The sequence below is a fragment of the Streptomyces sp. NPDC005492 genome, assembly GCF_040605995.1.
In the GTDB taxonomy this organism is placed as follows: Bacteria; Actinomycetota; Actinomycetes; order Streptomycetales; family Streptomycetaceae; genus Streptomyces.
The window spans coordinates 192,979-216,758 of record NZ_JBEXDX010000013.1 but is presented as its reverse complement, the minus strand read 5'-3'; the positions used below and the strand labels follow the sequence as shown (position 1 = coordinate 216,758).

Sequence of the window (23,780 nt, the reverse complement as noted above, 5' to 3'; positions counted from 1 at the left end):
GGGGGGGGGGGGGGGGGGTTGGGGGTGGGGGGGGGGGGGGTGGTTTTTGGGGGGGGGGTGGTTTTGGGGGGGGGGGTGGCGCCAACGCTCCTGCGGTACTGGCCGGCGCCGCCCCGGTGAGAGCAATTGGTAGGGGGGGCCCCCCCCCGGGTGTGGGTGAGGCGGACGCCCTCCGGAAAAGGTGAGGTCAGACCTTCGCGTCGGCGGTGGCCTTGGCGCCGGCCTTCGTGCCCGGCTTGGCCTTCGGCGCGCGGTCCTTGGACTTGTCCAGCGCCATGACGAGGCCCGCGATGATCGCGAACAGGGCCAGCGGGCACAGGACATAGAGCCCCAGCGTCTCGGCGACGCTCAGGCCGTTGCCCGGGTCGTCACCGTCGTCGCGGGTGAGCGCGAGCGCGGGGGACGTCATGAGCAGCATCATCAGCGTCGTACCGGCAGCCAGGGCGCCGGCGCGCAGGGCGTTCTTCTTGTCCACGGTGCAAAAGTAGCGAACGCCCGAACGAGCCGCGCGCCCGGGGGTGCCGTATGGGGCGTGCGGGGGTGCGGTATGCGGCGGACCGGGGTGCGGTATGCGGCGGACGAGCCTCAGAGACCCCCGCCCCCACCGCCCCCCGAGGCCGCTTCCAGCCCCGCCCGCAGTACCTCCACCAACGCGTGCAGCCTCGGTGACGCGGACAGTTCCTCCAGGGTCACGGGGCGGCCGTCCGCGTCGGCGACGGGCAGGCGCCAGTTCGGGTACTGGTCCCAGGTGCCGGGGAGGTTCTGCGGGCGGCGGTCGCCGACGGTGTCGGGGAGCCAGACGCCGATCATGCGGGCGGGGGTGCGGAGCAGGAAGCGGTGGACCGCGTGGATCTCGGCCTCCTCCTCGGACGCGGGCCGGCCGCCGCTCGTCGCGGGTTCGCGCAGGCCGAGCCGGGACAGCAGGGCCAGCCACTCCCCCACGTCGGTGGCGGACTCGATCCGCTCCTCCTCCACCGGCCGGGTCAACAGGCCGAGCCGGTCGCGGAGTTCGACGTGTTCGCCGGTGAGGCGGGCCGCGGTGGGCGGCAGGTCGTGGGTGGTGGCGGTGGCCAGACAGTCGGCGCGCCAGCGCCCGGGGTCGAGGGGGCGGCCGTCGCCGTCCCAGTCCCGCTCGAACCACAGCACCGAGGTGCCGAGCACCCCGCGTTCCCGCAGCGTCTCGCGCACACCCGGCTCCACGGTCCCGAGGTCCTCGCCGATCACGATCGACCCGGCGCGCGAGGCCTCCAGCGCGAGGATCGCGAGCATGGCCTCGGCGTCGTAACGGACGTAGGTGCCCTCGGTGGGCGGGCGGCCCTGGGGGACCCACCACAGGCGGAAGAGGCCCATGACGTGGTCGATGCGCAGGGCGCCGGCGTAGCGGAAGAGGGCGCGGAGCAGTCGGCGGTAGGGGGCGTAGCCGGACTCGGCGAGGCGGTCGGGGCGCCAGGGGGGCAACCCCCAGTCCTGGCCGAGGGAGTTGAAGGCGTCCGGGGGTGCGCCGACCGACATGCCGGCCGCGAAGTACCGCTGTTGGGCCCAGGCGTCGGCGCCGTCGGGATGCACCCCGACGGCGAGGTCGTGCACGATCCCGACCGGCATGCCCGCTTCCCGTGCGGCCCGCTGGGCGGCGGTGAGTTGGCTGTCGGTGAGCCAGGCGAGACGGCAGTGGAAGTCGACGCGGTCCATCAACTCGGTGCGGGCGCGGGCGGTTTCGGCCGAGCGCGGGTCGCGCAGTCCGGCGGGCCACCGGTGCCAGTCGGAGCCATGTACCTCGGCCAGCGCGGACCAGGTGGCGTGGTCCTCCAGCGCCTCGCCCTCCCGAGCGAGGAAGTCGACGTAGGCGGCACGGCGTCCGGGCCCGAGCGGGACCTGGCGGACGAGTTCCAGCGCCTCCCGTTTGGCCTCCCAGACGGCGTCGCGGTCGATCAACGCGCCCTTTTCCAGGACGGATTCGCGCAGTCGGGCGGCCCGGTCGAGGAGCCCGCGCAAGCGCTCACGGTCCTCTTCCCCGACGTAAGCGAACTCGGGGATGTCCTCGACCCGCAGGTACACCGGGTCGGGGAAGCGGCGCGAGGACGGGCGGTAGGGCGAGGGGTCGGTGGGCGCGCCGGGTACGGCCGCGTGCAGCGGGTTGACCTGGACGAATCCGGCGCCGAGCGATCGCCCGGCCCAGGCGGTGAGTTCACCGAGGTCGCCGAGGTCGCCCATGCCCCAGGAGTGCCCGGAGAGGAGCGAGTAGACCTGCACCATCAGCCCGTACGAGCGGCCGGTGGGCGTGGGCAACCGGTCCGGGGCGATGACGAGATGGGCCTCGGCGGTGCGGCCGTCCGGCGCGGTGGCGGTCAACTGATGGATGCCGGGCGGGAGTTGGTCGGCGCTCGCCCGGGTCTCGCCCTGCTCGGTCCTGATGTGCAGCCGGGTGCCGCCGGGCAGCGCGTCGAGCACGGCGGGCGTACCGCCGTGGCGGCCCACGACGGTCGGCGGCAACAGCCGCTCGGCCAGCTCCTGTTGGCGGGCGGCGAGCGCGGCGGCCACGGCCTGCGGGGTGCTCGCGTCGACGCCGAGGGCGGCCAGGACGGCGACGACCGCGCCGGGCGCGGCCGGGACCGCGCGGTCCGGGGAGGGGCGGTAGGCGGTGGCGACGCCGTGCAGTTCGGCGAGCCGGGACAGCTCCTCGCCGAGGGGTTCGGCCGGCCGGGGTGCTGTCATCTAGGGCCTCGTCGAGTCCGGGTCGGCGACCACGGGGAATTCACCGGTCGACGGGTCGTCGAACGCGAGGGACTCACCGGTCAGCGGGTCGGCGAACAGGGCGGACTCGCTGGTGTGCGGCGCGCCCATCGCCGCGGATTCGCTGGTCAGCGGGATGGTGTCGGCGAGCGGGGGTTCGCTGGTGAGGGGTTCGGCGTCGGCCAGCGGCGGTTCGCTGGTCAGCGGGGCCTCGGCCCAGGCGCCCTCGGAGTCGACGAAGAACAGGTCGGTTTCGATGTCGGCGGACGGCTCCGCGGTGCGTTTGGAGCGGGCCGGGAGCGGAAGTGATGCCGATGCGGCCACGGTGGCCTCCTTGTCGGATCGGGCGACGGACTGGTCACCGCAGCCCTACCCAGTGGACGCGAGGGCAGACCTCCAGGTTGGGGTACGGGTGGCACCGCGGCCACTCCCCCACCGCGCACCCCGTGATTTTCCGCTGATCACTATTCACTCAGTACATGTATCCGGTGCATACTGATCGCCATGAGCACCCGCCACATCCTGCTGGGCCTGCTCGCCTCGGGACCGAGCCACGGCTACGACCTCAAGCGACGCCACGACGAACGATTCCCGCAGGCCCGCCCGCTGGCCTACGGGCAGGTCTACACGACCCTCCAACGGCTGGTCCGGGACGGTCTCGCGGAGATCGACGGCACCGGTTCGGACGGCGGCCCGGAGCGGACGGCGTACCGGGCGACGGCCGACGGTTCGCGTGAACTCGCGCGCTGGGCCGGGGAGATCGCGCCGCCCGCGCCCTTCGTGACGAACGAGATCTTCGCCAAGGTCGTCGTCTCGATCCTGTCCGGCGGCGACCCGGAGGCGTATCTCCGGGCCCAACGCGCCGCCCACATGGAGCGGATGCGTGAACTCACGGCGGTCAAGACCGCCAAGGGCAGCGACCTGGCGACCGTGCTCTCGGCGGACTACGCCCTCAACCACCTTGACGCGGACCTCCGTTGGATGGCGACGACGGCGGCCCGGCTGACCACTCTGACCGCGGAGGTCGACACAGCATGAGCGACATGGGGGACGACACGGTGCCGCTTCTCACGGCCCGTGACCTCACCAAGACCCACGGCAGGAGCCGGGCGCTGAGCGGTGCCTCGGCCGAGCTGGCGGCCGGCGAGATCCTCGCCGTCACGGGGCCCAGCGGCAGCGGCAAGTCCACCTTGCTGCACTGCCTGGCCGGGATCGTCCACCCCGACGAGGGGGCGGTGACGTATGCCGGGGAGCGGCTGGACGAACTGTCCGAGAAGCGGCTCAGCGAGCTGCGGCGCACCGAGTTCGGGGTGGTCTTCCAGTTCGGGCAGCTCATACCCGAGCTGACGGCGGTGGACAATGTCGCGCTGCCGCTGCTGCTCGCGGGCGCCTCGCGTACGGACGCCCGCGCCGAGGCCGGTGAGTGGCTGGAGCGGTTCGGGGTGCGCGGACAGGCCGAGCTGCGGCCGGGTGAGATGAGCGGTGGCCAGGCCCAACGGGTGGCGCTGGCACGGGCGTTGGTGACCGGCCCGAGGGTCGTCTTCGCGGACGAGCCGACGGGCGCGCTGGATTCCCTGGCGGGCGAGCAGGTGATGACGGCCCTGGTCCGCACGGCCCGCGAGTGCGCTACGGCGGTCCTGCTGATCACCCATGACGCGCAGGTCGCGGCGTACGCGGACCGTGAGATCCGGCTGGCGGACGGGACCGTGGCGACGGCGGGGGTGGCCGCGTGAGGTCCGCGCTCTCCGATCTGCGGCTGGCCTGGCTGCTCACCCGGGGTTCGGACCGGCGGGAGTGGTGGCGGGCCGGGCTCACGGCGACGGGGGCCGCGCTGGCGACGGGGATCGCTCTGGTCGTCGTAGGGCTGCTGTCGTTGGACGGGTTCCACTCCGTGTCGTTCGGGTCCGGGCTGTTCGATTCGCCCAGTGACCGGCGGAACGTGAGTCTGACGCTCGGGCTGCTGCTGATCCCGGTGCTCGGGTTCCTCGGGCAGTGCGCGCGGATCGGGGCGGTGCACCGGGACCGGCGGCTGGCCGCGCTGCGGCTCGCGGGGGCCGGGCCCGGGCAGGTGCGGCGGATCGCGGCGCTGGAGTCGGGGCTCGCCTGCCTGGCCGGTGCGGCGGGTGCCGCGGCGGCCCTCGTACCGCTGCTGCCGTCCGGCACGGTCTGGGCCGGTGCGGTCCTGGTCGTGGCGGCCGTGCCGGTGCTGGGCGCGGTGGTGAGCGCGGTGGCGCTGCGCCGGGTGGTGGCCGATCCGCTGGGCCGGGTGCGGCGGGTGCCGGTGGTGCGCGGGCCGGGGCGGCTGTTCCGTACGACGGTGCGGGTGCTCGCGGTGACGGCGGTGGGCATCGCCCTGACCCCGGTCCTCGGGAGCCCGGTCTCCTTCGGGCTCGGCCCGGTGACGGTGTTCGTCCTGGCGGTGCTGCTCAGCCTGACCGCGATCTGGCTGTCCGGGGTCTCGTCCCGCCAACTGGGTGAGGGCCTCGCGGCCGGCACCGGGCGCCCCGCGCTGCTGATCGCGGCGGAACGGCTGCGCGAGGACCCCTGGGCGACCGCCCGGACCCACGCGGCCGTCCTGCTGGTGACGGTCGTCGGCTCGGGCTTCGCGGGCGTACGCCAGATCCTGCTCGCGGACCTGGCCGACAAGCGCGAAAGAGGCCACCTCGCCGCGCACATGACCTACTACACGACCGGCATCGACCTCATGGCCGCCGCGATCGCCCTCGCCCTCGCACTCGTCCTGACCGGCCTGGCCGTCGGCACCGCCGAGTCCCTCGCCACCCGGCGCCGGGGCCTGGCCGCGCAGGTCGCCGCCGGGGTACCGCACGCCGTGCTGTCCCGGGCGCTGCTCCTGGAGACCGCGCTGCCGCTGCTGCCCGCGGTCGCGGTGGCGGGCCTCGGCGGTGCGGCGATCAGCTTCTGGTACGGCGCCGCCGTCTCCCGGCACACGAGCGTGCCGGTGCCGTACACCGCGCTGCTGGTCCCGGTCGGCGTCTACGCGTGCTGTCTGCTGGCGGCGGCCACCTCACTGCCGCTGCTGCGCCGCTCGGTGCGACAGGGTGAGCTGCGCTACGCATGACCGTCCGCCCCGGCAGCGCGGGGGGCTGCCGGGGCGGACGACTCCGTGCCGCCGTACAGGGGGTGCACAAAAGCCCGGATCGTCAGGCGGAGATGCCGTCGATCCGGGCCATCGCGTCCTCCGCGCCGTACGGCTGCAAGTACGGCAGCCAACGCGGGTCCCTATGGCCTGTCCCGATGATGCGCCAGGCCAGGCCGGATGGTGGGGCGGGTTTGTGGCGCAGCCGCCAGCCGATCTCGAAGAGATGTCGGTCGGCCTTCACGTGGTTGCAGCGGCGGCAGGACGCCACCACGTTGTCCCAGACGTGCTTGCCCCCGCGGCTGCGCGGAATGACATGGTCGACGCTGGTTGCGACGCCACCGCAGTACATGCACCGGCCCCCGTCGCGCGCGAACAGCGCCCGCCGGGTCAGAGGAACGGGCCCCCGATAGGGAACCCGTACGAATCGCTTGAGCCGGACCACGCTGGGTGCGGGGACTGTGACGGTTGCGCTGTGCATAAAGGCGCCGGATTCCTCAAGGGAGACAGCCTTGTTCTCCAGGACGAGGACGAGCGCGCGGCGGAGCGGTACGACGCCGAGTGGCTCGTACGACGCGTTGAGGACCAGGACATGCGGCACGGATGCCTCCTTGTGCGTCGGCGGCGCGTGGCTCGCGCCGGGACGATCTGTAGTCAGTCTCCCCTCATGCCTGGTGGAAGCGCCACCATGTCCCGGTAACGGGCTGGGAGTGTTTTCGACCACATGTGATTCATCCCCGGAACGGGCGTGGGCTCGTCCCACCTGTTCATTCCCCGCCGGGCACAGGCTCTCCCCCGAACATGGCAACGATCCACACACGATGCCCCGATAGTGTGGTGGACCTGCCTTCTCGGTGACCTATTCGTGACCTTGCTCCTGCCGGACCATGCCGGAGGCAGACGCAGCACCTGGAGGTACCTGCCGTGTCCTTGTCCGCCGTCCTACTGGCCGCCGCATCGCCGTCGCCCTCTCCGAGCCCCTCGGGGACCGCGGTGACCGTGCCCACGCTCCAGGACGCCCAGGAGAGCGCCACCAACGCCGCGAGCTGGGTGGAGCAGAACTGGTCCACCTGGCTGGCGATAGGTCTGCGGGTGCTGCTGATCCTGGTGATCGCGGCGGTGCTGAGAATGACGGTGCGGCGGGCGATCACCAAGCTGATAGACCGGATGAACCGGACGGTCCAGTCGGTGGACGGCACGGCCCTGGGCGGCCTGCTCGTGAACGCGGAACGCCGCCACCAGCGCTCCCAGGCGATCGGCTCGGTCCTCCGCTCGGTGGCGTCCTTCGTGATCCTGGGCACGGCGGCGCTGATGATCCTCGGCACGTTCGAGATCAACCTCGCCCCGCTCCTCGCCTCCGCCGGTGTCGCGGGCGTGGCGATCGGTTTCGGCGCCCGCAACCTCGTCACGGACTTCCTCTCCGGCGTCTTCATGATCCTGGAGGACCAGTACGGCGTCGGCGACCAGATCGACGCGGGCGTCGCCTCCGGCGAGGTCATAGAGGTCGGCCTGCGGGTGACCAAGCTGCGCGGTGACAACGGCGAGATCTGGTACGTCCGCAACGGCGAGGTCAAGCGCATCGGCAACCTCTCCCAGGGCTGGGCCACGGCCGGCGTCGACGTCACCGTCCGCGCCTCCGAGAACCTGGACCGCGTCAAGGCCACCCTCGACCAGGTCACCGAGCGCATGAGCAAGGAAGAGCCCTGGAACGAGCTGCTCTGGGGCCCCATCGAGGTCCTCGGCCTCGACAGCGTCCTCATCGACTCGATGGTCGTCCGCCTCTCCGCGAAAACGATGCCGGGCAAGTCGGTGGGCGTCGAACGCGAACTCCGCTGGCGCATCAAGCGGGCCTTCGACGAGGCGAACATCCGCATCGTCGGCGGCGCGACGGCGGACCCGGTCGACGACGCGGCGGATCCGGTGGAGGCGGTCGCGGCACCTTCGGTGTACTCGAACGCGGACTCGCCGCAGACGGCGGCTGCTTCGCCGATCTCGTCTCCGCGGCCTTCTACGCGGTAGTAGTGCGGGCCGGCAGGGAGGGGAACGGTTCAGCACACTCGTTCGAGTGAACGGTGACGGAATCCCAGGTCACGGGACGTCCGAATGCCTGAGCGTTCTGCCGGGGCACCCGGCACGGGCGTAACCTGGCAACTGCGTGACGAGGGAGAAGCATCGATGAGCGCCGAACCCATCATGGAGCCGGTCGGCGAGGTCACGTCCACCAACCACGAGACCAACACCGGCCCGAAGCTCCGTACCTACGCCGCCGCGGGAGTTCCGGTCTACGTCCTGATCAACCGCGAGACGAAGACGGCCCACTGCCACACCACCCCCGTCCTCCCCGGCGACGACCCCACCAAGGCGTACTACGACACGGAGTCGAAGGTGGACCTGGGCGAGCCCCTGCCCCCCCCCGGCCCCGTATCCCACCCTGGACACGGCACCCTTCCTGGACATCTGAGGCCGAGACCACGGAGGGACAGCGCAGTACTCGCGCGCCTCCGACTCCCCGAGGGCGATCGCGTCATCGAGCGAACCCGCCCGCCACAGGGTCAACCGCTCCTCGTAGACCCCGAGTTCGCGATGCCGGAACACACGTCACGCGGCCCGTCGCTCGTCACCTGAACTCCACCGCGCCGCCCCGCAGTTGAGCCCCGCCCAACCCCAACACCCCCGCAATCTGGCACACCGCGACAAACGCCGCCCCCTTCCGCAACCCCGCCACCCCCATGGCCCCTTCCTCCTCGCGCATGTCCAGCAGGACCGCCCCCGACGCGTCGTCGAAGGCGATCGAACCCCAGACCATGTTTCTGCGGCGGCCGAGTCGCCAGCGGAACCAGATCTCCTCGCGGCCCTTCTCGGCGGTGACGACGACCCGGTCCGATGCCTTCAGTTCCGCGAGCATCCGGTCGGGCCAGCCCTCGGAGGGCCGTAGCACGCGCAGTTGGTGGGTCTGGCGGTCGGCGAGGGCCTCCGGGGCCAGGGGGACGCCCGCCGCGCGGGACCGGTGTCGTAGCGACAGCCATGCCACCGCCGCCCAGACGACGGTGCAGGCGCTCCACGCGACGGAATCCTTGCCCGCGTCGCTCCAGACGAAGCCGCCCTCGTCCCAGATGTCCACGAAGACCTGGAGCACCGCGATCCCGACGATCAAGCTCACGGCCGCCCGCCAGCAGCCGACCAGTACCCGCATGCCCCACACCCCGTTCCCCGCCTCTCGCAAACGCGGTTGATCAAAAGTCAGGATGCTGTGAAGCGGCTGGCAGCCGCCGCCCACGACATCACGAATCGGCCTCGGCGGCGGAGCCGTAGTGGCCGAAAAGAGGTCAACAGGTGGCGCAAATGCGGGAGATCGGGGAAATATCCGTCAACCCATCCCCACCTGCGGCTTTGTTCATCGTGACGAACCCGTGATGCGCCTCCCTTCACAGCTCCAACTCATTTCCATCGCAGCCTCCCCATGTCTAAGGTCGCCTCCACAGCGGGCCCTTGTTCTGGAGCGCAACGCCCAGGGGTCCGTTTCGAATGTGGGGACAAGCATGAGAAAGCTCGCCATAGGCGCCGCCCTGACCGGTGCCCTGGCCCTGACCGGTCTGGCCGCGCCGCTCGCGCAGGCCGCCACGCCGGATCTGGTCTTCTCCGGTGTGACGGTCAACAAGGGGAAGGCGATCGTCGTCGGCACCACCGCCTCGGTGAAGGTGCCCGTGACGTACACGCTGACGCGGCCGTCGGACCTGGTCATCGACTACAAGACGACATTCGTGGGGGTGATGCTCTACCGCGGCGGCCTCGCGGACGCGGACAACGAGATCGACGGCAACATGGCGCCCACCTGCACGACGACGGCGACGACGGACACCACCGTCACCGAGTCCTGCTCCGACACGATCACCATCGACCCGGAGGACAGCCTCTTCGAGACCGCCGACGCGACCACCTGGAACGTCGCCGGCCTGTACGGCCACTACGACTTCGACCTGGACGACTCCGACGACAAGATCAGCGCGTCGACCGACTACGCGGCCTGGGGCAACAAGGGCAAGGTCAAGGTGCAGCGCGCCGCGAAGCTCACCGCCAACGCCACGCCCGAGCCGGTGAAGAAGGGCAGGACCATCACGGTCACCGGCGCCCTGACGCGGGCCAACTGGGAGACGGGCAAGTACTCCGGGTACATGTCGCAGCCGGCCAAGCTGCAGTTCCGCGCCAAGGGTTCGAGCACGTACACCACCGTCAAGACCGTCACCTCCGGCACCGGCGGCGCGCTGAAGACGACCGTGAAGGCCGTCAAGGACGGTTACTTCCGCTACGTCTTCGCGGGCACCGCCACCACCGGCACGGCCACGGCCGCCGGCGACTACATCGACGTCCAGTAAGGCTCACGTACGCGCGCACCACCCCACCGCCCCCGCAGGTAACGAGTCTGTTGCCTCGGGGGCGGTGTCTATTGACGCCCCCTTCGCACTGGGCTTACGTTCCTCCCACCCAATAGGAAACCTTCCTAACAGTGATCACATGACACGCTGGACAGCTGGAAGCAGTTCGAGAGGGAGGTGGCGTACGACATGGCAGGAACCTCCGGCACCCCGGGCACTCCCCGCGTCCTGCGCGCCATGAACGACCGCGCCGCCCTGGACCTCCTCCTGGAGCACGGCCCGCTGTCCCGCACCCGGATCGGCAAGCTCACCGGCCTCTCCAAGCCGACCGCCTCCCAGCTCCTGGCCCGGTTGGAAGCGGCGGGACTCGTGCTCGCCACGGGGACCAGCGAGGGGCGGCCGGGGCCCAACGCCCAGTTGTACGTGGTCAATCCGGGCGCCGCCCACGCCGCCGGACTCGACGTCACACCGGAGCGCATCCGCGCCGCCGTCGCCGACATCACCGGTCGCACGGTGGGTGAGTTCGAGCTCGCCACCCCCGGCCGGCGCCCCGCCCAGCCCGTCGTACGGCAGGTCACCGACGCCCTCGACGGGGCCGTCAAGGCGGCGGGTCTCGCGAGGGACGACATCCACCGGCTGGTCATCGGCACACCCGGCGCCTTCGACCCCAACACCGGCCGGCTGCGGTACGCCTCGCACCTGCCGGGCTGGCACTCCCCCGCCCTCCTCGACGAACTCGCCGCCGCGCTGCCGATGCCGGTGGAGTACGAGAACGACGTCAACCTCGTCGCCATAGCCGAGCAGCGGCTCGGCGCGGCCCGCGGGCACGGCGACTTCGTGCTGCTGTGGAACGAGGGCGGTCTCGGCGCCGCCCTGGTCCTCGGCGGCCGGCTGCACCGCGGCTGGACCGGCGGCGCGGGCGAGGTCGGCTTCCTGCCGGTGCCGGGCGCACCCCTGGTCCGCCAGGTGACCAAGGCCAACAGCGGCGGTTACCAGGAGCTGGCCGGTTCGCAGGCCCTGCCCAAGCTGGCCCGTGAACTCGGCATCACCGAGATCCCGACGGGTCCCTACGCCGAGGTCGCCGCAGCCCTCGTCGCCACCGCCGCCGACCACACGAGCGGTCCCCAGCAGCGGCTTCTGGAGATCTACGCGACCCACCTCGCGACCGGTCTCGCCTCGCTCGTCTCCGTGCTCGACCCCGAACTCGTCGTCCTCAGCGGTGCCTCACTGGCCGCGGGCGGCGAACCTCTGCGTGCCCTCGTCCAGGCCGAGTTGGAGGAGCTGGCGGCGTCGCGGCCCCGGCTCGTCGTCGGCGATGTCCATGAACAGCCCGTGCTGCGCGGCGCGTTGGAGAGCGCGTTGGCGACCACCCGCGACGAGGTCTTCGACACCTCGCGCTGAGCACCCCCTTCGACCCACCCCCCGGCTTCCCGCAACCACCTCACCCCGCCCCGCCCTTGGGAGACCTTGCCATGCCCGGAATATCCCGGAAAGCGGCTGTCGCAGTCGCCGCGTCCGCGTCCTTCGCCCTCCTCGCCACCGCCTGTACGGGCCAGTCCTCGTCCGGTGCCACCGACGACGCCTCGAAGGACGTCACCATCAACTTCTGGCACGCCTGGAGCGCGGCCTCCGAGCTGAGCGCCGTGAAATCGCTGGTCGCCGGCTTCGAGAAGGCACACCCCAACATCCATGTGAACGTCGTCGGCAACATGACCGACGACAAGATCAACCAGGCGCTGCGCACCGGCGGCGGAAAGTCGCCGGACGTGATTTCGTCGTTCACGACGAACAACGTGGGCAAGTTCTGTTCCTCGGGCGCCCTGGTCGATCTCAACCCGCTCTTCAAGAAGGACGGCATCGACCCGGAGACGACGTTCCCGAAGGCGATGAACGAGTACACCCAGTTCGACGGGAACCGCTGCACCGCTCCCCTGCTGGGCGACGCGTACGGGCTCTACTACAACAAGACTGAATTCAAGAAGGCCGGCATCACCAGCCCACCCAAGACCTGGTCCGAATTCGAGGCCGACGCGAAGAAGTTGACCATCACCAAGGGTGACACGTACTCGCAGCTCGGGTTCATGCCGGACTACCACGGCTGGGAGAGCACGACCGAGCACCTCTTCGCGCAGTTCTCGCCGACGTACTTCGACAAGAGTGGAAAGTCGGCGCTCGCCACGGACCCCGCGTTCAAGGCCGGTTTCACCCTCCAGAAGAAGCTCGTCGACGAACTCGGCGGATTCAAGAAGCTGGAGAGCTACCGCTCCACGCTCGGTGACGAATGGGGCGACAAGCACCCCTTCCACACCGGTCAGGTCGCGATGCAGCTCGACGGCGAATGGCGGCTGGGTATGGCCCTCGCCGCCAATCCCAAGCTGGACATCGGCGTCGCCCCGCTGCCCGTCCCGGACGACCAGGTCGCCCAGTACGGCAAGGGCTACATCACCGGCACGATCGCCGGTATCGCCGCGAACAGCAAGAAGCAGAACGCGGCCTGGGAGTTCGTCAAGTACATCACCACGGACACGGACGCGGTGGTCGGCTTCTCCAACTCCATCCACAACGTGCCCTCCACTCTCGCCGCCCTCAAGTCCCCGAAGCTGAAGTACGACCCGCGCTTCAAGACGTTCCTGGACATCGCGGCGAACCAGTACTCGACGACTTCTCCCGCTTCGATCAACGGCGGTGTGTATCTGGCGACGATCCAGAACCTCGGCTACGACTACGAGAGCGGCAAGGTCACCGATCTCGACTCGGCCCTGAAGAGCACCGCCAAGCAGATCGACACCGACATCGCGCAGGCGAAGTAGCCCCAGCATGAGCACCATTACCCTGGCGTCGAAGCGCCGCAGGTCCGCGCTTCGTACTCTCGCCTTCATGTCGCCCTGGCTGATCGGCTTCGCGGTCTTCTTCGCGTATCCGCTGATCTCGACGGTCTATTTCTCGTTCATGCACTACGACGGCTTCAAGCCGCCGACGTGGGTGGGGACGAAGAACTGGACGTACGTCTTCAAGAACTATCCGTACTTCTGGCCCGCGATGCGCAACACCCTGTGGCTGGTCGTGGTGATGGTCTCGCTCCGGGTCGTGTTCGGGCTCGGGGTCGGGCTGTTGATCACCAAGATCAAGACAGCGACGGGCGTCTTCCGGACGCTCTTCTATCTGCCGTATCTCGCCCCGCCGGTCGCGGCGACGATGGCGTTCGCGTTTCTCCTCAACCCCGGTACCGGGCCGGTGAACTCGATCCTGGAGAAGGTCGGCATCCCGGCCCCGGGCTGGTTCAACGACCCCACCTGGTCCAAGCCGGCGCTCACCCTGCTCGCCCTCTGGGGCATCGGCGACCTGATGGTCATCTTCATGGCCGCGCTGCTCGACGTGCCTCAAGAGCAGTACGAGGCGGCCGAGTTGGACGGTGCCTCGGCCTGGCAGCGGTTCCGGTTCGTCACGCTGCCGAACATCTCACCCATCGTGATGTTCGCCGTCGTCACCGGCGTGATCCAGACCATGCAGTACTACACCCAGCCGCTCATCGCCGGGAAGGTCGCCTCCGGTGTCATCCAGGGCGCCGGTACGCAGTTCGAGCCCGGCTACCCGGAGAAGTCCACGCTCACCCTTCCCCAGCTCGTCTACAACCTCGGCTTCCAGCGCTTCGACTACGGCTCGGCCTGCGTGGTGGCACTCGTCCTCTTCGCCCTGTCGATGGTGTTCACCGCGTTCCTGATGCGGCGCCGGGGCGGGCTCAACCTGGCAGGTGACTGACCCATGGCCCAAGTACTCGACAAACCGGTGGAGTTGCAGGTGCCGGTGACCCCCGCCGAGCGCACCGCCCGCCGCAAGGCGCTCATCGAGTGGATCGCGGTCCACTCGCTCGGTGTCGCCGCCGCGCTCTTCTTCACGCTCCCCTTCGTGTTCGTGTTCCTGACCTCGCTGATGAGCGACAGCCAGGCCCTGAGCCGGGACCTCATCCCGCACACCTGGGAGTGGGGCAACTACCGCAAGGTCTTCGACACCCCGGGCTTCCTCACCTGGTGGAAGAACACGCTGATCTACGCCGGTCTCGGCACCGTGCTCACCGTCGTGTCGTCGATCCCGGTGGCGTACGCGCTCGCCAAGTTCCGCTTCCGGGGCCGGAATCTGTCGCTGATGCTGGTCATCTCGATGATGATGCTGCCGCCGCAGGTCGTCATCATCCCGATGTACCTGTTCTGGGCGAAGCAGTTGGACCTGTCGGGCACGCTGTGGCCGCTGATCATCCCGATGGCGTTCGGCGACGCGTTCTCCATCTTCCTGCTGCGCCAGTTCCTGATGACCATCCCGAACGAGTACCTGGACGCGGCGAAGGTCGACGGCTGCGGCGAGTTCAGGACCCTGCTGCGGGTGGTGCTGCCGATGGCCAGGCCCGGTATCGCGGCCGTGGCGCTCTTCCAGTTCTTCTACGCCTGGAACGACTACTTCGGTCCGCAGATCTACGCCTCGGAGAACACCGGTGCCTGGACACTGAGTTACGGCCTGGAGTCGTTCAAGGGCGCGCACCACACGGACTGGAACCTCACCATGGCCGCGACCGTACTGGTCATGGCCCCCGTGATCCTCGTGTTCTTCTTCGCCCAGAAGGCGTTCGTCGAAGGCGTCACGCTCACCGGAGTGAAGGGTTAACCCCGTATGAAACTCACCGTGGTCGGCGGAGGCTCGACCTACACACCCGAACTCATCGACGGATTCGCCCGGTTGAGGGACACCCTGCCCGTCGAGGAACTCGTCCTCGTCGACCCGGCACCCGAACGCCTGGAGCTGGTGGGCGGGTTGGCCCGCCGGATCTTCGCCAGGCAGGGGCACCCCGGCAGGATCGTGACGACGTTCGACCTGGACGCCGGTGTCGAGGGCGCCGACGCGGTGCTGCTCCAGCTCCGAGTCGGCGGTCAGGCCGCCCGGGAGCAGGACGAGACGTGGCCGCTGGAATGCGGCTGCGTCGGCCAGGAGACGACCGGCGCGGGTGGTCTCGCCAAGGCGCTGCGGACCGTGCCGGTGGTCCTCGACATCGCGGAACGGGTCCGCCGTACGAACCCGGACGCCTGGATCATCGACTTCACCAACCCGGTGGGGATCGTGACCCGCGCCCTGCTCCAGGCCGGCCACAAGGCGGTCGGGCTGTGCAACGTGGCGATCGGATTCCAGCGGAAGTTCGCCGGGTTCCTCGATGTCGCTCCGCACGATGTGCACCTCGACCATGTGGGCCTCAACCACCTCACCTGGGAGACCGGTGTGCGGCTCGGCGGTCCCGAGGGGGCGAACGTGCTGCCCGGGCTGCTCGCCGAACACGGCGACGACATCGCCGCCGACCTGAGCCTGCCCCGGGTGCTGCTCGACCGGCTCGGCGTCGTCCCGTCGTACTACCTGCGCTACTTCTACGCACACGACGAGGTCGTGCGGGAGCTGCGGACCAAGCCGTCGCGGGCCTCCCAAGTCGCCGAGATGGAACGGGAGTTGCTGAAGATGTACGCCGACCCCGAACTCGACGAGAAGCCCGCGCTGCTCGCCAAGCGCGGCGGGGCCTACTACTCCGAGGCCGCCGTCGATCTGGCCGCCTCACTGCTCGGCGGGGGCGGGAGCCCTTACCAGGTGGTGAACACCTACAACAGGGGCACGCTGCCGTTCCTGCCGGACGACGCGGTGATCGAGGTGCAGGCGGCCGTCGGCGCCGAGGGCCCGACCCCGCTCGCCGTGGCCGAGGTCGACCCGCTGTACGCGGGGCTGATGGCCCAGGTGACGGCGTACGAGGACCTCGCCCTGGAGGCCGCGCTGCGCGGCGGCCGGGACCGGGTGTTCCGGGCGCTGCTCTCACACCCGCTGATCGGCCAGTACGAGTACGCCGAAGCCCTCACCGACCAGTTGATCGCGCACAACCGGGAGCACCTCGCGTGGGCCTGACCGCAAGTGTCCTCGCCATCGACGCGGGCAACAGCAAGACCGACGTCGCGGTCGTGGCGGCCGACGGAGAAGTCCTCGCCACGGCCCGCGGCGGCGGGTTCCGGCCCCCGGTCGTGGGCGTCGGGACCGCCGTGGACACCGTCGCGGAGGCCGTCGCCCGCGCCTTCGCGGACGCGGGGGTGAGCGCGGTCGAGCATGTGTCGGCCTGTCTCGCCAACGCCGACTTCCCGGTGGAGGAGGAGCAGTTGGCGGCCGCGCTGCGGGCGCGCGGGTGGGGCGCGAGTGTCGAGGTGCGCAACGACACGTTCGCGGTGCTGCGGGCGGGCATCACCGAACCGCGTGGAGTCGCCGTCGTGTGCGGGGCGGGCATCAACTGCGCCGGCATGCGCCCCGACGGGCGTATCGCGCGCTTCCCGGCGATCGGCCGTATCTCCGGTGACTGGGGCGGCGGTTGGGGCCTGGCGGAGGAGGCCCTGTGGCACGCGGCCCGCGCCGAGGACGGACGCGGTGGTCCCACGGCCCTGGCGCGTACGCTCCCGGCGTACTTCGGCCTGGGCTCCATGTACGACCTCATCGAGGCGCTGCATCTCGAACACGTCGTGCACGAGCGGCGGCACGAGTTGACGCCGGTGCTGTTCGCGACGGCGGCGGACGGCGACCCGGTGGCGCGCTCGATCGTCGACCGGCTGGCCGAGGAGGTGGTGGCGATGGCCACGGTCGCGCTGACCCGCCTCGACCTGCTCGACGAGGAGGCGCCGGTGCTGCTCGGCGGCAGCATCCTCGCCGCCCGCCATCCCCAACTGGACGACCGTATAAGGGAGTTGCTGGCCGCCCGGGCGCCCAAGGCGGTGGCGAGGGTGGTCACCGCGCGGCCGGTGCTCGGCTCCGTCCTGCTGGGCCTGGACCACGTGGGCGTTCCGCCCGAGGCACACGCCCGCGCGCGGGCCCACTACGAGCACTGACACCCGGGAACCGAACAGATTCCCACGGCGTATTCATGGACAAGGGGGTGGTGCGGGGCGTTGTGTGGTGCCGGAAATCCGGTCGTCACGCTGCGATCCGATCAAGATCCAGTGAAGGCCGGTGCGGAATGTCAGTCCTGGCGGCGATACTTGCGCCGACGGGATGACCCTGGGGGAGGTCAGCAGTGACACAACCGCCGAAGAGCAGCGCGGCACCACCGGGCTCCGCGCTGCCCACGATGCCGGTGCCGCCTCCGCAGCCGGGCCGGTCGCAGCTGCCCCCGCCCCGGCGCGCGCCGGACGCTGCACCCGAGCGCCGTACGGCGCTGGCCGAAGGTGTCGACCGGTTGCGCGCGGCGGCGACCACCGAGCCGGGGCGGCTGCGTGCCATCGGCGCGCTGCTGGCCGTGCTGGTGGTCGCGTTCGGGGCGGTCACCGCCTGGCAGACCAACAGCCGGGCGACGGCCGCCGACGACGTGCTCCACCACAGCCAGCCGCTCAGCTCCGACGCGGCCGACATCTACCGCTCGCTCGCCGACGCCAACACCATGGCGGCCAGCGGTTACCTGGCGGGTCTTCAGGAGACCCAGGCGACCCGCAGCCAGTACGAGCTGGACATCAAGACCGCCGCCGCGAAGCTCGTCACCGCCGCCGCCAACACCGACCCGGGTTCGTCGTCGGCGACCACCATCAGGCAGCTCAACGAACTGCTGCCGCAGTACAAGGGCCTGGTCGAGTCGGCCCGCGCCAACAACCGGCAGGGCTTCCCGGTGGGCGGCGCCTATCTGCGCGCGGCGAACGACAGCATGCAGAACAAGATGCTCCCCAAGGCCCAGGACCTCTACGACAAGGAGAACCAGCGGCTGAGCGCCGACTACGGGGACGCGACACCGTACCCCTGGTTCGCGATCGCCCTCGGGCTCCTCGCGCTCGGCGGCCTCGCCTGGGCCCAGCGGCGCAACTACCAGCGCACGAACCGGGTCCTGAACCACGGCCTGGTCGCCGCCTCGGCCGCCACCGCGGTCGTCCTGCTCTGGCTGGTCGTCGGCCACAGCTTCGCCCGCGCGGGCCTCAACGCCTCGTACGCCCACGGGATCAAGTCGCTCAGCGTGCTGCACGACGCCCGAATCGCCTCCCTCAAGGCCCGCAGCGACGAGAACCTGACGCTGGTCAGCCGCGGCGCGGAGACGAAGACCCTCCTGGACAAGAGGGTCGTGGACGCCTACGACTGGGGGTACGACCAGGAGATCGCCGCGCTGGGCAAGGGCCTGAAGCTGGCCGACTCGCTCGCCGACGACTCCGCGGGCCGCGAGCCTGTCGCCGTCGCCAACAAGTCCATGACGGAGTGGATCGCCCGCCACAATGTGGTCAGCCAGAAGAACGAACTGGGTCGCTACCAGGAGGCCCGCGACGGTGTCATCGGCGGCAAGGGCGCGACCGCCGAGTGCTTCACCGCCGTGGACGCCTCGCTGGACAAGGCGCTGGACCACGAGACCAAGGAGTTCCAGCAGTCCGCGGGTGACGGCCTGGACGCGATGACCGGCCTCACCGTCGGCGCCGCGGTGCTCGCGGTGCTCGGCGCGGCCGGCGCGGTCCTGGGCATCGGGCGCAGGCTGTCGGAGTACCGGTGAAGGGGAAAGAGGGCGTGACGATGCGAGCACGCGGTTACACCGGTCGCCTCCGGAACCTCGGACGGCTGCGGGCCGGTCTGAGGGGCTGGGGCGGGGTGGGCGCGATGGCGGCCGTCTGCGTCCTCGCCCTCGCCTTCGTCCTGCTGCTGCCGCTCACCCAGTCCCGCGGCGAGGCGGGCGCGGACCACGGCGGGCAGCGGACGGCCGAGGGCGTCCAGGCCAAGGCCGCCAAGTGCGACGAGAAGACGGTCCAGAACCTGAGCCCGCCCCCGTCGGACGCCGAGGGCACCACGATCAAGGCCATCAAGGCCCGCGGTGTGCTGCGGGTGGGCGTCGACCAGAACAGCTACCGCTGGGGGTACCGCAACCCCAACGGCTCCTCCGGTGACCTGGAGGGCTTCGACATCGACCTGGTCACCGACATCGCCAAGAACATCTTCGGCAGTTCCTACACCTCCGACAACCTCCAGTTCCTGGCCATCCCGACCAGCCAGCGCATCCCGGCGATCGAGAAGAACCGCGTCGACATGGTGGTTCGCACCATGACGATCACCTGCAAACGCCTGGACCATGTGGCCTTCTCCGCCCCGTACTTCGTCACCGGCCAGCAGGTCCTCGCCCCGAAGGTGTCGACGGTCACCGGCTACAACGACTCGCTCGCCGGCAAGCGGGTCTGCTCGGCGGAGACGTCCACGGCGAACGATCGTCTGAAGGCGGACAAGGGCCACAGAATCCCCGCCAGCGTCGACGTCTTGGATGCCGTCCCCAACCAACTGGACTGCCTGGTGCAGCTCCAACTCGGCCAGGCGGACGCGGTGGTGACCGACGGCGCGCTCGCCGCCAGCCAGGCCGCGCAGGACCCGACGGTGGAGCTGAAGGGCAGCCCCTTCACCACCGAGTACTACGGCGTGGCGATGAACAAGGGGGCGACCGACCTGGTACGCCGGGTCAACCGAATACTGGAGACGTACCGCACCAGCCCCGACGGCTGGCGGGCGTCCTACACGAAATGGTTGCTGCCCACCCTGCACAAGTCGGAGTCGGCCAACCCGCCCGCACCGCACTACACCTGACGGACCATCAACTATTGACAACCAGGACAACACGGACCACTGACGGAAACACAACGCAGCGAGAGGTGATCGATGGGCGTCACGGGACCCCCCGGGCCGGTAATGGACCGGGACGAGGTGGACCGTGCGCTGGCGCGGCTCGGCGCGGAGCACGAGGCCATCGAGACCTCGCTCCTCGCCCTCCAGGACCACGCGGGCCGCAGACTCCTCGAAGGCGCCGAGCTGACCGGCATCACCAAGGAGCGCTGGGCGTCCACGGAGGCGTCGATCACGCTGCTGTGGGCGTACTTCGACGCGTACACGGACGCCTTCCACGCCGCCCAGAGCATCCGTTCCCGACGCCGCTGGTCCAGCCGTGAGGACCTGGTCGAGCTGACCGAGCTGCTGCGCGGCGAGTCCGTCACGGTCGCCGGATCCACCGCGGCGACCGCCAACGCGCCGACGCTGACGGGTGGTTCGAGCAAGCTCAGCCACCAGTTCTCGCTGAGTGCGCTGGTCGACGAGATGAACGACCTGTACGCGACCTCGCTCGACATGGTCGTCACCTCCGACGCGGTGTGGTCGGCGCTGCCCGCCCGGATCGATTTACTGGCCGCGGAGTTGCAGCGCACCCGGCAGCTCGCCCACTCCGTCGGCGTCCGCCCGGGCGAGCACCCGGCGGGCGACGACCTGGAGCGCATCACCAGCACGCTGACCGAGCTGCGCGAGCGGGTCATCTCCGACCCGCTGGCCTTCTGGGTGCGGGCGCAGGGCAGTTCGGCCCCCGGCGGCGGCCGTCCGGACACCACGGTCTACGACCGGGAGGCGCGCGCCCTGGAGGACGTGCGGCGCGAGATCGACGCCGTGCTCACCGTCCGGCAGGACGCGGAGGCAAGGCTGGTGAAGCTGCGGGACGTGCTCTCCCGCGCGGACCGTACGCTCGCCGAGGCGCGTACCGCGCGCGGTGAGGTCCTCGCGAAGATCGCCGCCACCGAGGTGCCGGTCGTCAGCGGACCGCCGACCGTGCTCCAGGAGCAGTTGTCGACGGCCGCCGAGTACCGCAGACACGCCCAGTGGCACCGGCTGTCCCCGCTCCTGGAGTCCCTGGAGCAGAAGGCGGAGGACGAACTGCTGCGCGCCCGCGAGTCGTTGACCGCGGTCACCCAGCCGCTGGCGGTCCGCGCGGAGCTGCGCGGCCGTCTCGACGCGTACAAGGCGAAGGTCGCCCGGCACGGCCTCGCGGAGGACCCGCTGCTCATCGAGCGGTACGACGCGGCGCGCCGCATGCTGTGGAGCGCGCCCTGCGACCTGCGGGTCGCCGAGCAGGCGGTGCTGCGCTACCAGCACGCGGCGGCCGAGCAGTTCAGTACTCCGCGGTCCCAGCCGCAGGGTGGTCCGGAGGACGTGAGGGGGCCGGGCGCGTGAGTGACGAGGGAGAAGCGGGGTCGGTCATGAGTGAGACACAGAGAAAGTGTCAGCGGCCCGGCTGCGAGGGGTCCTATGAGGACGTCGGCGGCGGCGAGTTGTACTGCGACACATGTGGTCTGGCGCCGGTGGTGTCGTCGACCGGCGCGATCGGTTCGCCGCCCACCGGGATGACCGGCGGCGGCAAGGGTTCGCGCGGGGCTGGGAGCGGCAGTTCCCGTTCCAGCAGCCGGAGTTCGCGTACGTCCTCGCAGTCGTCGAAGTCGCGGCGCTCGGTGTCGGGACGGCTCTCGCGTTCGGTGTCGGGCCGGTCCTCCAGCCGCTCGGTGTCGGTGCGCAGCTCCGGCCCGTCGTCGGGGACCTCCAGCCGCGGCCGGCTCGGGGTCGGCCTGGTGCAGGTGCCGGGCGTGCCGCGGCCGGACCCGCGCGAGATGGTCCTGGAGAACCCGGAGGTGCCCGAGCGCAAGCGGTTCTGCTCGCGCTCGGACTGCGGGGCGCCGGTGGGGCGTTCGCGCGGCGACAGCCCGGGGCGCACCGAGGGGTTCTGCACCAAGTGCGGCAACCCGTACTCCTTCGTGCCGAAGCTGGCCGGCGGTGACGTGGTGCACGGCCAGTACGAGGTCGCGGGCTGTCTGGCGCACGGCGGCCTGGGCTGGGTCTATCTCGCCGTGGACCGCGCGGTCTCCGACCGCTGGGTGGTGCTCAAGGGCCTCCTCGACACCGGCGACCAGGACGCGATGGCGGCCGCGATCTCCGAGCGGCGCTTCCTCGCCGAGATCGAGCACGCGAACATCGTGCGGATCTACAACTTCGTGGAGCACCTGGACCAGCGGACGGGTTCGCTGGACGGGTACATCGTCATGGAGTACGTCGGCGGCAAGTCCCTGAAGGAGATCGCCAACGACCGTCGTACGGCGGGCGGGAAGCGCGATCCGCTGCCGGTGGAGCAGGCCTGCGCGTACGGCATCGAGGCCCTTGAGGCGCTCGGCCATCTGCACAGCCGGAATCTGCTGTACTGCGACTTCAAGGTCGACAACGCGATCCAGACCGAGGACCAGCTCAAGCTGATCGACATGGGCGCGGTGCGCCGGATGGACGACGACGAGTCGGCGATCTACGGCACGGTGGGCTATCAGGCGCCGGAGGTCGCGGAGGTCGGCCCGTCGGTGGCGAGCGACCTGTACACCGTGGCCCGCACCCTCGCGGTCATGACCTTCGACTTCCAGGGCTACACGAACGTCTTCGTGGACTCGCTGCCCGACCCGGACAACATCGAGGTCTTCCGCCGCTACGAGTCGTTCTACCGGCTCCTGGTCCGCGCCACCGACCCTGATCCGGCCCGCCGGTTCGCCTCCGCGCAGGAGATGGCCGAGCAACTGACGGGCGTGCTGCGCGAGGTCGTCTCGCTGCAGACGGGCCGGGCCCGGCCGTCGCTGTCCACCCTGTTCGGCCCCGAACTCAAGGTCACGGACACGGAGTTGTTCCCGGCACTGGACGGGGACGTGTCGACGCTGGGAGCGCGGGTGGTGCGGCCGAGGAACCGCAAGGCGGTGGCGTCCACGGCGCTCCCGGCCTCCCGGCTGTCCGCCGCCACACCACTGCCCGCCGCACCGCTGCCCGCCACGGCGGATGCACCGGGCATCGTCAAGCCGGTCGACGCCCCCGCCGTGGCGCTCGCCCTGCCGGTCCCCCATGTCGACCCTGCCGACCCCAACGCGGGTTTCCTGGCGGGCCTGATGGCGACCGCGGCGACCGAGCTGCTCGGCGCGCTCGCGTCCGCGCCGTCGCCGTCCGTGGAGACCCGGCTGCGGCAGATCCGCGCCTGGCTGGAGAACGGCGACTCGTACACCGCGCTGGACGCCCTGGCGAAGCTGGAGGACGAGCGGCCCGACGACTGGCGGGTGGTCTGGTACCGGGGCGTGGCCGCCCTGGCGACCCGTGACTTCGAGGCCGCCGCGCTGTCCTTCGACGCGATCTACGACGCCTTCCCGGGCGAGCCCACACCGAAGCTGGCGCTCGGGGTGTGCGCCGAGGTGCTGGGACAGTTGGACAACGCCGCCGAGTACTACGGGCTGGTGTGGTCGACCGACCCCAGCTATGTGAGCGCGGCGTTCGGCCTGGCCCGCGTCCAGCTCGCGACCGGCGACCGGTCCGGTTCCGTACGGACGCTGGAGTCGGTGCCCGAGGCGTCGATCCACTACACGGCCGCGCGGGTGGCCGCCGTACGGGCGCGGCTTCGGCAGCGGACCGCGACGGCCGGCGACACGCCGTTCCTGGACGATCTGACGGCCGCCGCCGGGCAGGTGGAAGCGCTGGAGGGATACGGTCTGGACGCGGTCCGGCGCGAGCGATTGTCGGCCGAGGTCCTCGGGTGCGCCCTCGACTGGATACTCTCCGGAGGCCAGGGTTCCGTGCCGCTCACTCGGCGGGAGCTGCTCGGCAGCGAGCTGGACGAGCGGGGACTCCGCTTCGGCCTGGAGCGTTCGTACCGCACGCTGGCCCGGCTGGCGCGGGGCGGCGAGGAGAGGATCTACCTGGTGGAACGTGCCAACCGTTACCGCCCCCGGACGTGGGTGTAGTTG

20 protein-coding genes and 1 pseudogene are annotated in these 23,780 nt (G+C 70.7%); 16 read left to right on the top strand and 5 right to left on the bottom strand.

Translation table 11 applies throughout. The annotated features are described in order from the left end of the window. Positions 1-187 precede the first annotated feature (187 nt). The 3 genes and pseudogenes from ABZT04_RS20355 to ABZT04_RS20345 form a co-directional block, all read right to left on the bottom strand. Positions 188-475, bottom strand: coding sequence for a hypothetical protein (locus ABZT04_RS20355; RefSeq protein ID WP_356058078.1), 288 nt, complete (start codon positions 473-475; stop codon positions 188-190). A gap of 110 nt (positions 476-585) precedes the next feature. Next, complete coding sequence (gene malQ / locus ABZT04_RS20350; protein ID WP_356058077.1) at positions 586-2,712, bottom strand: 4-alpha-glucanotransferase; 2,127 nt, start codon at positions 2,710-2,712, stop codon at positions 586-588. Positions 2,713-2,847: 135 nt separating this feature from the next. Next, a pseudogene (locus ABZT04_RS20345) lies at positions 2,848-3,054 on the bottom strand (hypothetical protein); the annotation flags it as partial. Positions 3,055-3,234: 180 nt separating this feature from the next. On the opposite strand from ABZT04_RS20345, the gene ABZT04_RS20340 reads away from it, so the two are divergent. The 3 genes from ABZT04_RS20340 to ABZT04_RS20330 are packed head-to-tail and all read left to right on the top strand — an operon-like array spanning position 3,235 to position 5,809. Next, positions 3,235-3,768 carry a PadR family transcriptional regulator gene (locus ABZT04_RS20340; protein ID WP_356058075.1) on the top strand — a complete coding sequence of 178 codons (534 nt, stop codon included), beginning with the start codon at positions 3,235-3,237 and terminating at the stop codon, positions 3,766-3,768. Next, entirely contained in the window at positions 3,765-4,463 is a 699-nt protein-coding gene (locus ABZT04_RS20335; protein ID WP_356058074.1) for an ABC transporter ATP-binding protein, read from the top strand. Before ABZT04_RS20340 ends, ABZT04_RS20335 begins: the two co-directional genes overlap by 4 nt. Further along, positions 4,460-5,809: an ABC transporter permease gene (locus tag ABZT04_RS20330; protein WP_356058073.1), complete on the top strand. Its 1,350-nt coding sequence runs from the start codon at positions 4,460-4,462 to the stop codon at positions 5,807-5,809. Before ABZT04_RS20335 ends, ABZT04_RS20330 begins: the two co-directional genes overlap by 4 nt. Before the next feature lie 82 nt (positions 5,810-5,891). Here the strand turns inward: ABZT04_RS20330 and ABZT04_RS20325 are convergent, their stop codons facing one another. Then, entirely contained in the window at positions 5,892-6,428 is a 537-nt protein-coding gene (locus ABZT04_RS20325) for an HNH endonuclease (protein ID WP_030609777.1), read from the bottom strand. Between the two features lie 323 nt (positions 6,429-6,751). Here ABZT04_RS20325 and ABZT04_RS20320 point away from each other — a divergent pair, with 323 nt between their 5' ends. Continuing rightward, positions 6,752-7,846 (top strand): mechanosensitive ion channel family protein, encoded by a 1,095-nt coding sequence (locus ABZT04_RS20320; protein WP_356058072.1) that lies wholly within the window; start codon positions 6,752-6,754, stop codon positions 7,844-7,846. 156 nt (positions 7,847-8,002) lie between these two features. Beyond that, positions 8,003-8,452 carry a Uma2 family endonuclease gene (locus tag ABZT04_RS20315; RefSeq protein WP_356058071.1) on the top strand — a complete coding sequence of 150 codons (450 nt, stop codon included), beginning with the start codon at positions 8,003-8,005 and terminating at the stop codon, positions 8,450-8,452. Here ABZT04_RS20315 and ABZT04_RS20310 read toward each other — a convergent pair. After that, positions 8,445-9,020 carry a hypothetical protein gene (locus ABZT04_RS20310; RefSeq protein ID WP_356058069.1) on the bottom strand — a complete coding sequence of 192 codons (576 nt, stop codon included), beginning with the start codon at positions 9,018-9,020 and terminating at the stop codon, positions 8,445-8,447. The genes ABZT04_RS20315 and ABZT04_RS20310 overlap by 8 nt on opposite strands. Before the next feature lie 346 nt (positions 9,021-9,366). Between ABZT04_RS20310 and ABZT04_RS20305 the strand changes: the two genes are divergently transcribed. From ABZT04_RS20305 to ABZT04_RS20255, 11 genes are all read left to right on the top strand, one after another. Beyond that, entirely contained in the window at positions 9,367-10,200 is an 834-nt protein-coding gene (locus tag ABZT04_RS20305) for a hypothetical protein (RefSeq protein WP_356058068.1), read from the top strand. 189 nt (positions 10,201-10,389) lie between these two features. Beyond that, positions 10,390-11,601, top strand: a complete 1,212-nt coding sequence (locus ABZT04_RS20300) for an ROK family transcriptional regulator (RefSeq protein WP_356058067.1) — start codon at positions 10,390-10,392, stop codon at positions 11,599-11,601. Positions 11,602-11,672: 71 nt separating this feature from the next. Then, the gene (locus ABZT04_RS20295; RefSeq protein WP_356058066.1) at positions 11,673-13,010 is read left to right on the top strand and encodes an ABC transporter substrate-binding protein; all 1,338 of its coding nucleotides are present in this window, start codon (positions 11,673-11,675) and stop codon (positions 13,008-13,010) included. Between the two features lie 7 nt (positions 13,011-13,017). Further along, complete coding sequence (locus ABZT04_RS20290; protein WP_262058107.1) at positions 13,018-13,959, top strand: sugar ABC transporter permease; 942 nt, start codon at positions 13,018-13,020, stop codon at positions 13,957-13,959. A gap of 3 nt (positions 13,960-13,962) precedes the next feature. Next, positions 13,963-14,856: a carbohydrate ABC transporter permease gene (locus tag ABZT04_RS20285; protein ID WP_356058065.1), complete on the top strand. Its 894-nt coding sequence runs from the start codon at positions 13,963-13,965 to the stop codon at positions 14,854-14,856. A gap of 6 nt (positions 14,857-14,862) precedes the next feature. Then, entirely contained in the window at positions 14,863-16,128 is a 1,266-nt protein-coding gene (locus tag ABZT04_RS20280) for a 6-phospho-beta-glucosidase (RefSeq protein WP_356058063.1), read from the top strand. After that, positions 16,119-17,090, top strand: a complete 972-nt coding sequence (locus ABZT04_RS20275; RefSeq protein WP_356058062.1) for a BadF/BadG/BcrA/BcrD ATPase family protein — start codon at positions 16,119-16,121, stop codon at positions 17,088-17,090. Before ABZT04_RS20280 ends, ABZT04_RS20275 begins: the two co-directional genes overlap by 10 nt. Positions 17,091-17,329: 239 nt before the next feature. Continuing rightward, positions 17,330-18,721, top strand: a complete 1,392-nt coding sequence (locus ABZT04_RS20270) for a hypothetical protein (RefSeq protein ID WP_356058092.1) — start codon at positions 17,330-17,332, stop codon at positions 18,719-18,721. Between the two features lie 20 nt (positions 18,722-18,741). Next, entirely contained in the window at positions 18,742-19,794 is a 1,053-nt protein-coding gene (locus tag ABZT04_RS20265; protein WP_356058091.1) for a glutamate ABC transporter substrate-binding protein, read from the top strand. A 72-nt stretch (positions 19,795-19,866) separates the two neighbouring features. Then, entirely contained in the window at positions 19,867-21,198 is a 1,332-nt protein-coding gene (locus ABZT04_RS20260) for a hypothetical protein (protein ID WP_356058060.1), read from the top strand. Positions 21,199-21,224: 26 nt separating this feature from the next. Further along, entirely contained in the window at positions 21,225-23,777 is a 2,553-nt protein-coding gene (locus ABZT04_RS20255) for a tetratricopeptide repeat protein (protein WP_356058058.1), read from the top strand. The last annotated feature ends 3 nt before the right edge of the window (positions 23,778-23,780 follow it).